Source organism: Streptomyces sp. NPDC028635 (genome assembly GCF_040637635.1).
GTDB lineage: Bacteria > Actinomycetota > Actinomycetes > Streptomycetales > Streptomycetaceae > Streptomyces.
In genome coordinates this window covers 164,007-177,491 of record NZ_JBEZWX010000013.1, presented here as the reverse complement: position 1 = coordinate 177,491, position 13,485 = coordinate 164,007, and the positions used below count along the sequence as shown (strand labels likewise).

General features: G+C 66.9%; 17 protein-coding genes. 11 read left to right on the top strand and 6 right to left on the bottom strand.

Features of this window, described 5'->3' with window-relative positions; genetic code table 11:
• Positions 1–180: 180 nt before the first annotated feature.
• The 4 genes from AB0E88_RS17240 to AB0E88_RS17225 all read right to left on the bottom strand — a co-directional run bounded on the left by AB0E88_RS17240 (position 181) and on the right by AB0E88_RS17225 (position 2,774).
• Positions 181–342, bottom strand: a complete 162-nt coding sequence (locus tag AB0E88_RS17240; protein ID WP_361630871.1) for a hypothetical protein — start codon at positions 340–342, stop codon at positions 181–183.
• A gap of 13 nt (positions 343–355) precedes the next feature.
• Positions 356–913, bottom strand: coding sequence for a DUF3592 domain-containing protein (locus AB0E88_RS17235; protein WP_361630963.1), 558 nt, complete (start codon positions 911–913; stop codon positions 356–358).
• Between the two features lie 72 nt (positions 914–985).
• Positions 986–2,449, bottom strand: a complete 1,464-nt coding sequence (locus AB0E88_RS17230; RefSeq protein WP_361630868.1) for a hypothetical protein — start codon at positions 2,447–2,449, stop codon at positions 986–988.
• Entirely contained in the window at positions 2,442–2,774 is a 333-nt protein-coding gene (locus AB0E88_RS17225; RefSeq protein WP_361630865.1) for an SAV_915 family protein, read from the bottom strand. The genes AB0E88_RS17230 and AB0E88_RS17225 overlap by 8 nt, the downstream gene beginning before the upstream one ends.
• 189 nt (positions 2,775–2,963) lie before the next feature.
• Here AB0E88_RS17225 and AB0E88_RS17220 point away from each other — a divergent pair, with 189 nt between their 5' ends.
• A complete protein-coding gene (locus AB0E88_RS17220; protein ID WP_361630862.1) occupies positions 2,964–3,266 on the top strand; it encodes a hypothetical protein in 303 nt (100 codons plus the stop codon).
• A gap of 236 nt (positions 3,267–3,502) precedes the next feature.
• Here AB0E88_RS17220 and AB0E88_RS17215 read toward each other — a convergent pair whose 3' ends face one another.
• Together AB0E88_RS17215 and AB0E88_RS17210 are read right to left on the bottom strand one after the other, a co-directional pair.
• Complete coding sequence (locus AB0E88_RS17215) at positions 3,503–4,525, bottom strand: hypothetical protein (protein WP_361630960.1); 1,023 nt, start codon at positions 4,523–4,525, stop codon at positions 3,503–3,505.
• On the bottom strand, positions 4,522–5,172 hold the full coding sequence (locus AB0E88_RS17210) for a hypothetical protein (protein ID WP_361630859.1): 651 nt from the start codon (positions 5,170–5,172) through the stop codon (positions 4,522–4,524). The genes AB0E88_RS17215 and AB0E88_RS17210 overlap by 4 nt, the downstream gene beginning before the upstream one ends.
• 1,035 nt (positions 5,173–6,207) lie before the next feature.
• Between AB0E88_RS17210 and AB0E88_RS17205 the strand changes: the two genes are divergently transcribed.
• The 10 genes from AB0E88_RS17205 (at position 6,208) to AB0E88_RS17160 (ending at position 13,429) form a co-directional block, all read left to right on the top strand.
• Positions 6,208–6,933, top strand: a complete 726-nt coding sequence (locus AB0E88_RS17205; protein ID WP_361630855.1) for a hypothetical protein — start codon at positions 6,208–6,210, stop codon at positions 6,931–6,933.
• Between the two features lie 17 nt (positions 6,934–6,950).
• Positions 6,951–7,799 carry a hypothetical protein gene (locus AB0E88_RS17200; protein WP_361630852.1) on the top strand — a complete coding sequence of 283 codons (849 nt, stop codon included), beginning with the start codon at positions 6,951–6,953 and terminating at the stop codon, positions 7,797–7,799.
• Positions 7,796–9,103 carry an ATPase, T2SS/T4P/T4SS family gene (locus AB0E88_RS17195; RefSeq protein WP_361630849.1) on the top strand — a complete coding sequence of 436 codons (1,308 nt, stop codon included), beginning with the start codon at positions 7,796–7,798 and terminating at the stop codon, positions 9,101–9,103. The genes AB0E88_RS17200 and AB0E88_RS17195 overlap by 4 nt, the downstream gene beginning before the upstream one ends.
• 41 nt (positions 9,104–9,144) lie before the next feature.
• Positions 9,145–10,077 carry a type II secretion system F family protein gene (locus tag AB0E88_RS17190; RefSeq protein WP_361630957.1) on the top strand — a complete coding sequence of 311 codons (933 nt, stop codon included), beginning with the start codon at positions 9,145–9,147 and terminating at the stop codon, positions 10,075–10,077.
• Positions 10,074–10,994, top strand: a complete 921-nt coding sequence (locus tag AB0E88_RS17185; protein WP_361630846.1) for a type II secretion system F family protein — start codon at positions 10,074–10,076, stop codon at positions 10,992–10,994. The genes AB0E88_RS17190 and AB0E88_RS17185 overlap by 4 nt, the downstream gene beginning before the upstream one ends.
• 76 nt (positions 10,995–11,070) lie before the next feature.
• Positions 11,071–11,322: a hypothetical protein gene (locus AB0E88_RS17180; RefSeq protein ID WP_103780267.1), complete on the top strand. Its 252-nt coding sequence runs from the start codon at positions 11,071–11,073 to the stop codon at positions 11,320–11,322.
• 148 nt (positions 11,323–11,470) lie between these two features.
• The gene (locus AB0E88_RS17175) at positions 11,471–11,851 is read left to right on the top strand and encodes a TadE family protein (protein ID WP_361630954.1); all 381 of its coding nucleotides are present in this window, start codon (positions 11,471–11,473) and stop codon (positions 11,849–11,851) included.
• On the top strand, positions 11,852–12,271 hold the full coding sequence (locus tag AB0E88_RS17170; protein ID WP_361630843.1) for a TadE/TadG family type IV pilus assembly protein: 420 nt from the start codon (positions 11,852–11,854) through the stop codon (positions 12,269–12,271).
• On the top strand, positions 12,268–12,717 hold the full coding sequence (locus AB0E88_RS17165; protein ID WP_361630840.1) for a pilus assembly protein TadG-related protein: 450 nt from the start codon (positions 12,268–12,270) through the stop codon (positions 12,715–12,717). The genes AB0E88_RS17170 and AB0E88_RS17165 overlap by 4 nt, the downstream gene beginning before the upstream one ends.
• 55 nt (positions 12,718–12,772) lie before the next feature.
• The gene (locus AB0E88_RS17160; RefSeq protein ID WP_361630837.1) at positions 12,773–13,429 is read left to right on the top strand and encodes a hypothetical protein; all 657 of its coding nucleotides are present in this window, start codon (positions 12,773–12,775) and stop codon (positions 13,427–13,429) included.
• Positions 13,430–13,485 lie beyond the last annotated feature (56 nt).

Sequence of the window (13,485 nt, the reverse complement as noted above, 5' to 3'; positions counted from 1 at the left end):
GCATATGAGGGCCACGCGAAGGCCCCCTCACCGGCGTCGGATATCTCCCCGAGCGGACACAGGCCCGCCACACAAGCTCCGCAGGCCTCTCACGCGGTGCGACGGGCACGCGGGGGTCACCGTCACATCGGGCCACACACACCGGACCGCACGGACATCGGCCGGTGAGAGCGCGGGCGCCTACTCGTACCCACCGTTGCGCGGGCGCGGGCGCATGAGCGCGAACGGCGCGGTGGCGAGGGCTCCGCCCAGAGAGAGCGCGGAGGTGTCGACCACCTCGAAGAGCACGGCGAGCGCGAGGTCGGCGGCCTCGGCTGAGTCCGTGGTGCGTCTCAGAATCAAGAGGGCGCCACTGTCACGGCTTTGAGAGGCGAACAGGTCCGGAAGTCGATCCTTTGGCTTGGTCAGTGGACGTGGGCAGTACTTCACGACCGAAGCTACGAAGAATCCAGCGACGGCGGAGAGTCACGGCCGCTGTCAAACAGAGACATACGACCCCAAGCGCCGATGTGCCGTATGCAGGAAGGTTTGCCGGCGGGTCTTCGACCCAACTGCGCGCGAGGATCCGGGACGGGTCCTTCGGGTCGTAGGTCACAAGCATCGAAGTCCCGGTGCGTGTGTCGGGATACATCCCGGCGTAGTCCGAGAGCCTTACTTCGGTACCCGCTCTGGAGCTGCTGACCAGCCGAACCTTCACATACTTTGGTTTCGAGTCGACGCCGCTCACTGTGGCAGCGGCAGTGATCCCGCGCGAACGCAGGTCGTGGACCAAGGAATGCGACGGTAGCCAGAAGGCAAGAGCCATCCCGACACACAGCAGAGACACTCCGAACGTACCCAGGATCACGCGCCGCTGTGGGAGCTTCGGCCGTGGTCTCCACTCCTCAACCCTGACAGCAGCTTGGCGAGCCATCTCCACACCGGGAGGAAGCTGGTACGCGTCCGCAGGACGCTTGCCCTTCTTCTTAGCCATGGCGCATCGACCTCATGAAAACCATCCTGCCACGGTATCTTTCACACTCGAAGCGGCGTCACCGATCTTTTTCCCAGCGTCCTTGGCGGCGCCAGTTACAGCATTAACGGCCTTCCGGCCGATGGGGGATTTGATGAAATAGGAGGCTGCATAGCCAACACCGAATCCGACGACGACACCCGCTGCGATTCCCCAGCCGACGGGCCCTCCGAGAGCGGCAACCGCCGCGACGCCAGCCCACGTACCGGCAGCTCCTGCTGCCATGCCGCCAACGTTTGCGGCAATGGCAACGTCCTTCTCTTCGCCATGGCTGATGTCCCAGACCGTAGCACCGACGGTAAGAAGGGTGCCGACCAGAGGCAACTTGCCACCAAGCCTGACTGCGCGACCGAAGAGTGTTGTTGTGCTGGGTGGCCTCAGACCAGGAACTTTGCCGATGAGCCAACTGCCGCCGTCGGCGACGGAGGTTTCCATCAGCCGGGAGAACGAACCCATGCCGTACTTTGCCAGAATGCGCTCAGCTGCGCGGGCGGATTGCTTGGAGGCCCGGGCGGCCCGTTTGGTGGCGTTCTTGAAAGCCCTCCTGTCCGCCTTGCTCATGGCATTGATGCGCCGCTCGTACAGCTGGCTCGCCGCATCGCTAAACTTTTGCGACTCTTCCCAGAAGTGACCGGCGTACTTGGCCTGTACTCCGATTATGCTGGCCAACAGGCCAGCGCTGTCAGACCAGGTATCGGCCGGATCAGTCAACTTCTTCAAGGCAATCTTTGTGTGCTTCCATGCAATATCCCAAAGATCTGGATCGTCACCCTGCATGAGGGCTCGATTGAGTGCCGCGGTGGGTTCATCCTCGGAGAAATCGCCGTGGAAGAGTGCTGCAGTTTTCTCGAATCCAGGTGCTGGGTAATCTGAATTGATCGCAGTCGTGAAAGCGGATCCAAAAGCCTTGGTATCATTCTCGGCCGTTGGGGCATTGGCGGCGGCAACGGTCACCGGTAGATTCTTTACGAGGTCCGGATTCATCTTCGCATAGAACGCCGATGTGAAATCTGGATCACCCGCGTGTTTTCCCAACTCCTCAGCGATCCTGTGGAACTCCGGCCCTGCCTTGTCGGGATCGAGGCCTGCAGCCGTGTTGGCGTCCTCAGCGAGCTTCTTGCCATCCTCTCGAGCTTCACCGATGGTCGAGACGGGCTCGCGCAGTTGCACCATCACCCCGGGCTTGCGGATCCCTTCTTGGTCCAACTCCATCGCGGCGGCGAGTGCTTGACGGCGGCGCAGCATGGGCAATTCATCATCAACCCAGCTGGCGATCTTACCGATCTCGGTGAGATTACTCGTTTCAAGGCCGAACTTCTGAAACCTACTCAGGTAAGAAGACTTGGCGCCATGCAGATTCTTACTGCTGGATTCAAGGTGCCTGATGGTCCCGAGCAGGTTGTCCGGATTGATGCCGGAGAAGTTGGGATCAACCACTGGTGGGGTCCTCTTCCATGCCATCGGCCAGTTGTGGGTCGATCAGTACAGCTTGGGCGCCCGACCCCCTGAGGGCGTTCTCCACTGCATTCGTGGGGATGATGACCCAGGGTTGGTCCTCACCCATGGCCTTCACAAGCAACGGGACTGTTGTGAAAGCGAGAGCCACGAGTTGCTCGCTGATGCCGTCGCCGGCCACCGGGATGAGGATCACCTCGACGGTGCCATCATCGAGCGGAGACCCGTCAGGCGCCCGCGGAACCTCCGTCATGGTGGGCAGTACGAGGACGTCCGGGGTGCCCTCTGTTGTGCTGGATGAGGTCATCGCCTCAGATTAGGCAGTTGCGACGTGGGCAGGCAACGCGACGCCTGGATGGTACGAAGGAAGTAGCCCTATGGATTCCGGGTGTTGACGGGCTACTTCCGGACAGTTCAAGCGCCGGGCGCCGGTGGGGGCGTGTCGACACGGTGACGCTTCGTCTGCTGAGATGTGACGAACCAGGGGGTGAGCGGTGTGACGGATGCTGAACCGAAGGTGGCCAATCCGCGCAGAGCGGACCTAGAGCGGTTGCGCAGTGACCTCGCCAAAGAGGTTGATGCACTCAAGAATGCCCTGAAGGGTCCGACCGAAGAGATCGGCGGGTCCGACGTCTGGGTTGGGAAGAACGCTCGGACTTGGCACCGGGAACTGGAAGGACGGCACAAGCGACTGGGTGAGCAGGTCGGCAAGCTTCTTCCGATCATCGATGCCGCCATCCGGGCCGAGCCTGAGAAGGTAACGGCGAGCGACGCTCGCCGGTACCATCATGGGGTCTGAACATGACTCGAAGTTGTGGCCTGGGGCAGCACGCCTCCGGGTTCTACCCGCGCGCGGCGGCCGCTGGGGCGGCAAAGACCTCGCAGGTCCTCTCGCTGGCTTTCGCGCCGACGGGTCCGTCCCGTTGAGTACTGAAGCCGGCGGATGCCTCTCGGCGTCGGTCGAATCCTGACTCCGGGTGACCCTCCGTGCTGGAGCCACAGAGGGTCACTACTGCCGATCACAAATGGACCACGTCACCTGTTGACTGCCTGCACCTCTTGAACAGTGATGTCCTGAGTGGTTCCAAAGGTGCCGCTCGCGAAACTGCCACCTTCGCCGTTGGATCCTTTCCACGAGATCTTCCACGTGACGGTTGCCCTGAGTTTGTAGCTTCCGTCGCCTGATGAGCGCAGGTAAGTGATGCCGCAGGGCGGCGTCTCGTTGGACTTGCCTTTGGCGTAGGGCTCGCCAATGGAACCATCAGCGTTGAGTGTGCACTCGGCAGACGCTGGAAAGGTTGTGGCGTCGCTTGTCCCCGGTTCCAATTTCAGCGAGATCGGCTTTGCGGTAGTCGTGGCGGAGAGTCTCCAGCCGCCGACGTCGAGGGAAGCTGTCACCGCCACCTCATGGAAGTCCGCCTTGTCCAGCCAGGCCCATGTGGCGAGGTTGACCTTGGTCGTTGTCTGGGGTGCGAGACTGATCCGGGTGTCGGGTACTTGGATCTCGTTGTAGGCGAGCTTGGCCAGTGTCTCGGTGTCGATGGCATTCTTGACGGGGGGAGCTTCACCGTTGTCGACCCAGAAGTCCGCCTGGCTGCAGGCCAAGTAGTCGTCTCCCTCGAGGCGGTCCCAGTCGTAGACTGCTCCCCAGAACATGCCTTCGCCGGATTTTGCCTTGTTGAAGTCCTTGTAAGGATGCCCCTCGATGTAGCGTGCCTTCTCCGCTGCGTAGGCCTCTGCGGCGCCACTGAAATGCCCGACATTCCAACGGCGCTTGAATTCCTGCTCGTACTCCACTGGCGTCCACCCCGGTTCGTACCAGCACGCGGGTGTGCTGTAGTCCCCTACGGGGGTCAGCGAGCCGGTCGTCTTCCCGGTGCCATTCTTCGAGACGTTGAAGGTGACCTGCGAGGTGAGCGTTCGGCCTTTTGATCCGGCACTGGCGTCGGCATCACCACGGGATCCGCCAAAGCCCGTATCTGCCTGTGCCGTTCCTGTCGCCAGAATCGCGCTGACCGATAGGGTCACACTCAGAGCGGCGGTTCTGCGCCGCTTCATGGAGTGCACTTCCGGCTCCCCCTCTTGGAGTCGACTTCCGACGTCACCCAAACGCCCCGCGAGTCCTTGTGCAGGCGACTCACGTAGTACACGTAGGAATTGGGGGAGGGCGCGCTCCGGTCGATTTTGTTCGACTTGCGGTACTTGTTGAACGCTTTGCTCTCATCTGCGCACAGCGTCACGGCTGCCGTTGTCTTGTTCGGCATGCTCACTGTGGGCGAGTAGTAGCGAGTGGTTCCCGTGATGGTGGCGTCGTGATCCACGAAGGTCTCTACCCACTTGGCAGCCCCAGCGAGCGCCTCACCCTTGTAATAGAAGGTCAGAGCCGGCGACTTCGGGTCGCCGACCGTAATGGCCCGGGTGACCGCTGTCATCGAGTGCCCGGCATCAGAGAGGACGGCATCCTTCATTGCGTCACCGGTATGCCAGCCCTCGAACTCTTCCTTCACATCGCCGGGCAAGGACAGATCGGGCCTGTTGATGTCAGGAGACGGAGCCGATGATGCGGATGCCGTCGAGTCGCCGGTGTCCGCACCGGCGATCTTGTCGTTGTCTTCTGACTTCTCGTCTCCGCCTCCGCAAGCCGTCAGCAGCAGGGCTGCCGTCGCGGCAAGCGCGGCAGCAACGGGCAAGGTGCGGCGCTTCACAGTGTGACTCCCCATGAGACAGAGGTTTGGTCAAGGCTCAGACGGTATCGGTGCGCTTCTCGGTTTCGCCAGAGCGAACTCCCAGAAGTCGCGATTTGGACAATGGGCCTCGGCTCGAGACCTGGAGGACGCGTAGCCAAGGCGTTATTACTCCCTCCTCGCCCACGCACGAGCCATCACAGATCACGCCGTCAACCCCCGTACCAGCTTGACGCCCCCACTCTCTCTGACAGTCGGCCTTTGCTCCGCGCAGTGAGGGGCATCGAACGGGCTCCGCCGACCCTTGCATGCGGCCGATCCGGAAGGCGCCGCGGCGCCTGCGGCCGATCCGGAAGGCGCCGCGGCGCTGGAGGCGGATCCCCACGAGGGCGGTGCCGGACAGTAGACGCCGACGACATCACCAGCGCGAACGACTTCCCCGTGCAGGCCGTGCCGGGCGCCCCGGAAGGTAACCGTCGCCTTGAAACCGACAGACGCGTCACCCGCCTGTGTGACCTTTTCGGCCGTGACGAGTCCCTGTTGGTGCCGCCGCTCGCCAGCTGGCCGAGTCGTTTCCTCGCTGTGGCAACAGCGCCCTGTGCTTGGCCACCACGTCGCCCGATTCCCCCCGTTGAGCGGTTCTTGCGGTGAGCCGAGATCATGGCATGACCGTTCGCTGCCCTCGTGAGCGATTCGTGCAGGCTTGATGTCCTCCACGTAACGGCGGGGGCCGTCCGGCTTTGGAGTTGCGGGACGTAGGAGGAGCCGTGGATTCGCCGCTGCACAGTACGGAGGGCGAGTGCCGTTGTGGCCCCAAGGGGCTCCGGTGTTCCTGTAGTTGCACATGAACAGCATGCGGGCAGTGGGGTGGGGGTGTCCCGTCTCGCCTTGAGGGCCTTATGTGCGGCTGATACCGTGCGATCGCTTGACACTCGCCCTCGCGCCGGTTAAACGCGCTGATCCGAGCGGATCTCTGGCGAAGTGTCCGGATTGCAGTGATGCAATGAAGGCAGAGAAGTTGGCCGACAACAGCTTGGGTGTACGGGGAGCGGTTGCGTGAAGATCCAGGAGCGTACGGGGGCGGGCGCGGGACGTTCCGCGGCTCCGGCTCAGCCGCCGGTCGGGAACCGGCTTCCCACGCCGCCGCGGGAGCGCAAGCCGGCGCTCGCGGCGCTCGCGGTGCTGCTGATCCTGGTGGGCGCGCTCGGGGCGACGATGCTCGTGCTGCGCGCCGGTGACCGGATCGAGGTCGTCCAGGTGACCAAGACCATCCAGGCCGGTGAGTCCGTCGGCACGGACAACGCGACCTCCGTGATGGTGGCCGCCGACGACGAGATCCACTACGTCAAGTGGGAGCAGCTGTCGGCGCTCAGCAAGCTCAAGGCCAAGTCCACCATCTACGCCGGCACGGTCGTCGTGGGCGACATGTTCGCCGCGAAGGCCGAGATCCCCGCCGGCAAGGCCTCCGTGGGTGTCGCGCTGAAGGAGGGCCAGTACCCCTCCAGCATCAAGTCCGGCGACCACGTGGCCGTGTACAACGTGGACGCCTCCGGCACCGGCTCCTCCTCCGGCAAGACCGGCACCGGTTCCTCCTCCTCGTCGTCCTCCGGCGGCCTGCTCGTGGCGAACGCGCTCGTCAACGACGTCAAGGACAGCAGCGACGCCACCGTCAGCACCGGCAACCTCTCGCTGACGCTTCTCGTCGACCAGGCGGACGCCGCTGCCGTGGCGCGTGCCGCGTCGGCGAACGCGGTCGCCATCGTGCGCGTCTCCGGCAACTAGAAGGCGGCACCCGACCCATGGCCCTCATCGCCCTCGCCGCCGACAAGGGTTCCCCCGGCGTCACCACCGCGGCCGTCGCCCTCGCGGCGGTCTGGCCGCGGCGCGTGCTGCTGGCCGAGACCGACCCGGCCGGCGGTGACCTCGTCTACCGCAGCGCCGCCGCGCACGGCGGACCGCTCAACCCGAACCTCGGCATGCTGTCGATCGCCGCGACCGCGCGCCGCGGCCTCGTCCCCGACCAGCTGTGGGACCACGTCCAGCCGCTCAGCGGCGGCCTGGAGGTGCTCGTCGGCCTCGGTGTCGCCGAGCAGGCCGCGGGCCTGACCGGGCTGTGGCCGACCCTCGGACACGCCTTCGCCTCGCTCGCCGACTCCCCGCACGCCCCCGCCGACGTCATCGCCGACTGCGGGCGGGTCAGCGGGGACACCCCGGCCGTCGAGCTGTTCCCGCACGCCGCGCTGGTGCTGCTGATCGCCCGTACCGAGGCCGAGTCCCTGGCCCGCGTCCGGGACCGGGCCGCCGCCCTCGCCGCGAAGCTGCACGGCGGGCCGCGCGGGGCCGCGAGCCTGGCCAACCCGGTCATCGGCGTCGTCCTGGTCGCCGACCCGAACAACGCGGGCAAGCTGGTCAACCAGGTCAACGACATGCTCGTCCACGCGCAGACCGGCGCCCGGGTGGTCGGCACCATCGCCGACGACCCGGCCGGCGCCGAGCAGCTCGCCGGCCGCCGGCGCGGCCGCCTCGACAAGTCGCTGCTGATCCGCTCCGCCCGCAAGGTCACCGCCGACCTGTACCAGCAGTACGGCGCCGCCTGGTCCGTACCCGCGAACGGGCCGATGAACGGGCACGCGGGGGCCGGGCGATGACCGCTGTCGACCACCAGTTGGTCAAGCGGTTCCGGCAGGACGCCGGTGACCGCATCGCCGAGCAGCGGCGCCTGGACCAGGCGAGCGGCGTCACGCCGATGTCCAACGAGGACGAGCGGCAGTACGCCCGCGCCGTCATCGCCCAGATACTCGAGGAGTACGCCCGCTCCGAGATCAACGCGGGCCGTACTCCGCTGGACGCGGAGACCGAGGAGCAGTACGCGGCCGCCGTGCACGCCGCGCTGTTCGGTGTCGGCCGGCTCCAGCCGCTGCTGGACGACCCGCAGGTCGAGAACATCGACATCAACGGCTGCGACCAGGTCTTCATCGGCTACGCCGACGGCCGCGAGGCCAAGGGCGAGCCGGTCGCCGAGACCGACGAGGAGCTCATCGAGCTCATCCAGGTGCTCGGCGCGTACTCCGGTCTGTCCTCGCGCCCCTTCGACTCCGCCAACCCGCAGCTCGACCTCAGGCTGCCGGACGGTTCGCGTCTGTCGGCCGTGATGGACGTCGCCCGGCGGCCCGCGCTGTCCATCCGCCGGGCCCGCATGGGCAAGGTGTTCATCTCCGACCTGGTCGGCAACGGCACCCTCACCCCCGAGCTCGGGCATTTCCTGGCCTGCGCGGTCCGGGCCCGCAAGAACATCATGATCGCGGGCGCGACCAACGCCGGTAAGACGACGCTGCTGCGCGCCCTCGCCAACGAGATCCCGCCCCACGAGCGCCTCATCACCGTCGAGCGCGCCCTGGAGCTGGGCCTGGACACCTTCCCCGACCTCCACCCGAACGTCGTCGCGTTCGAGGAGCGGCTGCCCAACTCCGAGGGACAGGGCTCCATCTCGATGGCCGAGCTGGTGCGCCGCTCGCTGCGCATGAACCCTTCCCGGGTCATCGTGGGCGAGGTCCTCGGCGACGAGATCGTCACCATGCTGAACGCGATGTCGCAGGGCAACGACGGCTCGCTGTCCACGATCCACGCCAACAGCTCGCACGAGGTGTTCAACCGCATCTCCACCTACGCCCTGCAGGCCACCGAGCGGCTGCCCATCGAGGCCAGCCAGATGCTCATCGCGGGCGCGGTGAACTTCGTCGTCTTCATCCAGCGGCGGAACAACTACGTCAGCGGTGGCCGCCTCCAGCGCATGGTCACCTCCGTGCGCGAGGTCAACGGCGTGGACGGGCGCGTGCTGTCCAGCGAGGTGTTCGCGGAGGCGCCCGACGGCCGTGTCGTCCCGCATGCGCCCATCGCCTGCCTGGAGGACCTGATCGCACACGGCTACCAGCCGCACGGAACGTGGGGGTGAGCGGCATGACGACCACCATGGCCCTCGGTTCGCTCGGCGCGATGGGCGGGCTGTTCTCCACGACCGTCCTGTACGCCCTCGGCTGCGGCGTCGCCGTCGGCGGCGGACTCGCCCTCCTCATGCTGGCGATCCGCGGCCTGCCCGCGAAGCCCGAGCACGAGAAGCGGCAGGCGAGCGAGCGCGCGAACGAGCTGCTCCGTTTCGCCGGGCAGCGCGGTTCACTCGCCGCCATCGTCGGCCTGGCCGTGCTGCTGCTGACCCGCTGGGTCGTGGCCGGCGCCGCCGCGGCCGTCCTCGTCTTCTTCTGGGACCGCCTCTTCGGCGGCGCGGCGGAGGAACGTGCCGCCATGAAGCGGGTGGAGGCCCTCGCCTCCTGGACCGAGTCGCTGCGCGACACCATCGCCGGCGCGGTCGGCCTGGAACAGGCCATCCCGGCGTCCGCGCGCGCCGCCGCTCCCATCCTGCGCCCGCACCTGGACGCCCTCGTCGACCGGCTGCGCTCCCGCACCCCGCTGCCGGACGCGCTGCAACTGCTCGCCGACGAGATCGACGACGCCTCCGCCGACATCATCGTCGCCGCACTCATCCTCAACGCCCGGCTGCGCGGCCCCGGTCTGCGGCAGGTGCTCGGCGCGCTCGCCAAGTCCTCGCGCGAGGAGGTCGACATGCGTCAGCGCGTGATGGCGCAGCGCGCCTCGACCCGCCGTTCGGTGCAGATCGTCGTCGCGGTGTCCATCGCGTTCGTGCTCGGCCTGTCCATCTTCAACCGGGACTTCGTCTCGCCCTACGGCACGCCGGTCGGCCAGCTGGTGCTGGCCTGCGTGTGCGGTCTGTTCGCGCTCGGCTTCTGGTGGCTGCGCAAGCTGTCCACGATCGAGACGCCCGAGCGTTTCCTGGTGCGCGACGAGTCCTCGGTGCAGTTCGTCCGTCCCCGCACGCCCGTGCAGCAGCAGGAGGAAGGGGTACGACGGTGAACCTGACGATGCCGATCGTGGTCGGCGTGGTCTTCGGCCTGGGCGTCTACGCCCTCGTCCGCGCCCTGATGCCGAGCAAGCGCAGCGCGCTGCAGCAGGTCGCGCGGATCGACGCGATGCGGGCGCGCGGCTCGGCGTACGAGACGCAGGCGCCGGCCCAGGACAGCGGGCGGTTCGGGTCGCTGCGGGCCCAGGTCGGTGCCCGAGTCGCGGAGTTCTACCTCCAGCAGGGCTGGGAGCAGCGCTCGCTGCGCGCCGATCTGGCGGTGCTGGACCGCAGCTGGGAGAAGTTCCTCGCGACCAAGGCGCTGCTGGGCGTGGCGGGCCTGTTCTTCGGCCCGTTCCTGTTCGCGGTGGTGTGGACGCTGGGCTTCAGCAGGAGTCCGGTCATCCCGGTGTGGCTGGCGCTGATGTGCGGCGCGGTGTTCTTCTTTCTGCCCGACCTGGAGGTACGGCGCGACGCCGCCGACAAGCGGCGGGACCTCAGGCGCGTCATCGGGGCGTATCTCGACCTGGTGTCCATGAGCCTGGCCGGCGGCCGCGGTCTGCCCGAGGCGCTGATGGCGGCGGCGGAGATCTCCGACGGCTGGGCCAACCAGCGCATCAAGTACGCCCTGGCCGACGCCCGGATCACCGGCATCAGCCAGTGGCAGGCGCTCGGGGCGCTCGGCGAGGAACTGGGCGTGGAGGAGCTGAAGGACCTCTCGGCCTCCCTGGCGCTGGTCGCCGACGACGGCGCGAAGGTCCGCGAATCGCTCGCCTCCCGGGCCGAGACGATGCGCCACCGCGAGCTCTCCGAGATCGAGGGCAGCGCGGGCGAGAAGTCGCAGTCGATGCTCGTCGCCCAGCTGCTGCTGTGCGCGGGTTTCCTGGTGTTCCTGATCTTCCCGGCGGCGATGCGGGTGTTCCAGGTCTGACACTTCTCACCTTCGCACACCGTCTTCAGCCAACCGTTTGCCAGCCTTCGACAGGACCTCGAGAGGACAACTCACCATGAACGGACGGAACTTCTCCACCGGCATCCCCGCCGTGGACTTCCTGGTCACCTTCCTGCGCGGCCGCGTCGAGCGCGCCCGCTCCGGCGAACTGGACCGTGGTGCCTCCGCGGTCGAGTGGGTCATCATCTCCGCGGTCGTGGTGGCGATCGTCGGGGTGGTGGCCGCGATCATCAACGCCGCGCTGAGCGAGGGCGCCAACAAGGTCGGCGACTGCATCAAGGGCGCTGACGCCGGCAAGACCTGCTGATCCGTCGTACGGACACGACGGGTCGTACGGACACAACGGGTCGTACGGACACAACGGGGTGACGGGGTTGCACGTGGGCGTGGGCAGATGGGTGCGCCGCAGGGTGTCGGCCGTACGCGAGGCGGCGGCCCACCGCGGCGACTCCGGCATGACGGCGATCGAGTTCGTGCTGCTCACCCCCGTCCTGTTCTTCATGATCTTCGCCACGGTGCAGTTCGCGCTGTACTTCTTCGCCGACCACGTGGCCCAGGCGGCGGCCCAGGCCGGCGCCCGCAAGGCGCGTGCGACGGCGCACGAGGAGCCGGGCGCGTGGCGGGGCAAGGCGCGTGACGTGGTCGACGACTACATCCGCCAGCTCGGCCCGCAGCTGGTGCTGTCGCCGGACGTGAAGCTGATCCAGCCGGAGCAGAACACGGTCGGCGTGGAGATCTCGGCCCGTATCCCGACGGTGTTCCCGGGCCTCGACCTGACGGTGCACGCGCAGTCGGCGGGGCCGGTGGAGCGGTTCGTGCGGGAGGGGGAGAGGTAGATGGGCTCCCTGAGAGAACGTCTGCGAAGCGACGACCGGGGCCTGTCCACGGTCGAGGTCGTGATCCTGGCCCCGGTGATGATCCTCTTCATCCTGGTGCTGGTGGCCTTCGGACAGCTGGTCGAAGGGCGCGGCGCGCTCGACGGCGCGGCGCGGGACGCGGCGCGGGCGGGTTCCATCCAGAAGGACCACGGCACGGCCATCGCGGAGGCGCGCAAGGCCGCGGAGGCGGATCTGGCGGACGTCTGTTCCGGCCCGGTGTCGGTCGTTCAGACGAGCCGGGGCTTCGCGCCGGACACCATCTTCACGGTCGAGGTCAGCTGTCAGGTGCGGGGCCTGGCGATGCTCGGCCTGAACGTGCCGACAACCCTGACGGCGAGCTTCAGCTCCCCGCTGGACCCCTTCCGGAGGTCGGCGTGAAGCAGTGGTGGCAGGGGCGTTACTCCCGCCTGGACGACCGGGGCTCGGGCGCCGGCGCGGTGATCATCTTCGCGCTGGTCTTCCTGGCGCTGTCGGCGTTCGTCATCGACGGCGGCCTGTCCATCTCCAAACGGGAGCGGGCGGCCGACATCGCGGAACAGGCGGCGCGGTACGCCGCGCAGGACATCGACAAGGAAGCTCTCTACGACAACGTGGGCGGCCCGGCACCGATCAACTACCAGAACTGCGACGCCCGCGTGAAGACCTTCGCCCGCGAGATGGACATGACCGGCGCGGACATCGCCGCGACCCACTGCGTGGCGGCCGACGCCCAGCGGGTCGAGGTCGAGGTCCAGCTGACGTACAGCCCGGTGTTCAGCGGCATGTTCTACGGCGGCGACGTGGTGGTCCACGGCCAGGCGGTCGCGGAGAACGAGGTGGGCTGACGTGCCCTTCTTGCTGTCCCTTTGTGAACGATCCCCCCTCGGAGGTTACGACCCGATGCGCACACGCACGACGACGGCAGCGGCGGCTGCCCTGACGACGACGGCGGTCCTGCTGCTGTCCGCCTGCGGCGGCGGCTCGGACTCCGCCGGCAACGACAAGATCGCGGGCGCGGACACGGGGGCGTCGGCGAGCGCGTCGCCGACGCCTTCGGCGAGCGCGGACACAATCAAGCGGCCGGAGATCAAGCTGCCGGGCGATGTGAAGAACGTCTTCGACGGCGGTACCACCGGTGACCCGGTCAAGGACGCTGTGCTCGCAGACAACGAGCGGATGATCAACTCGATCGACGAGGCCGTCACCGTTGACGCCAAGGACCACCCGGCGCTGAAGTTCTACAACAAGGGCAACGCGCTGATCTCCGCCGCCTCGTACATCCAGTCCTTCTATGACTCGGGAACGACGTGGACGGGAGAGACCCGGTACTTCAACCGCGAGGTCATGCTGAAGGGCACGACTGCGGCCACGATGACGTACTGCAGTGACGAGACGAAGTCCTACAGCAAGGACCGCAAGACGAAGAAGGTCACCATGTCGCCGGGGGACGCGGACGACTACGTCTCCTACAGCGCGCGCATGGAGAAGAACGCCCAGGGTGTTTGGCAGACCACGAACGTTACGTCGGAGCGAGGTGCCAAGAAGTGCCAGCCGTGAGTCGTACCAAGACACGAATCCGTATCGCCGCCTTCATAGCGGTCCCGTTGGCTCTG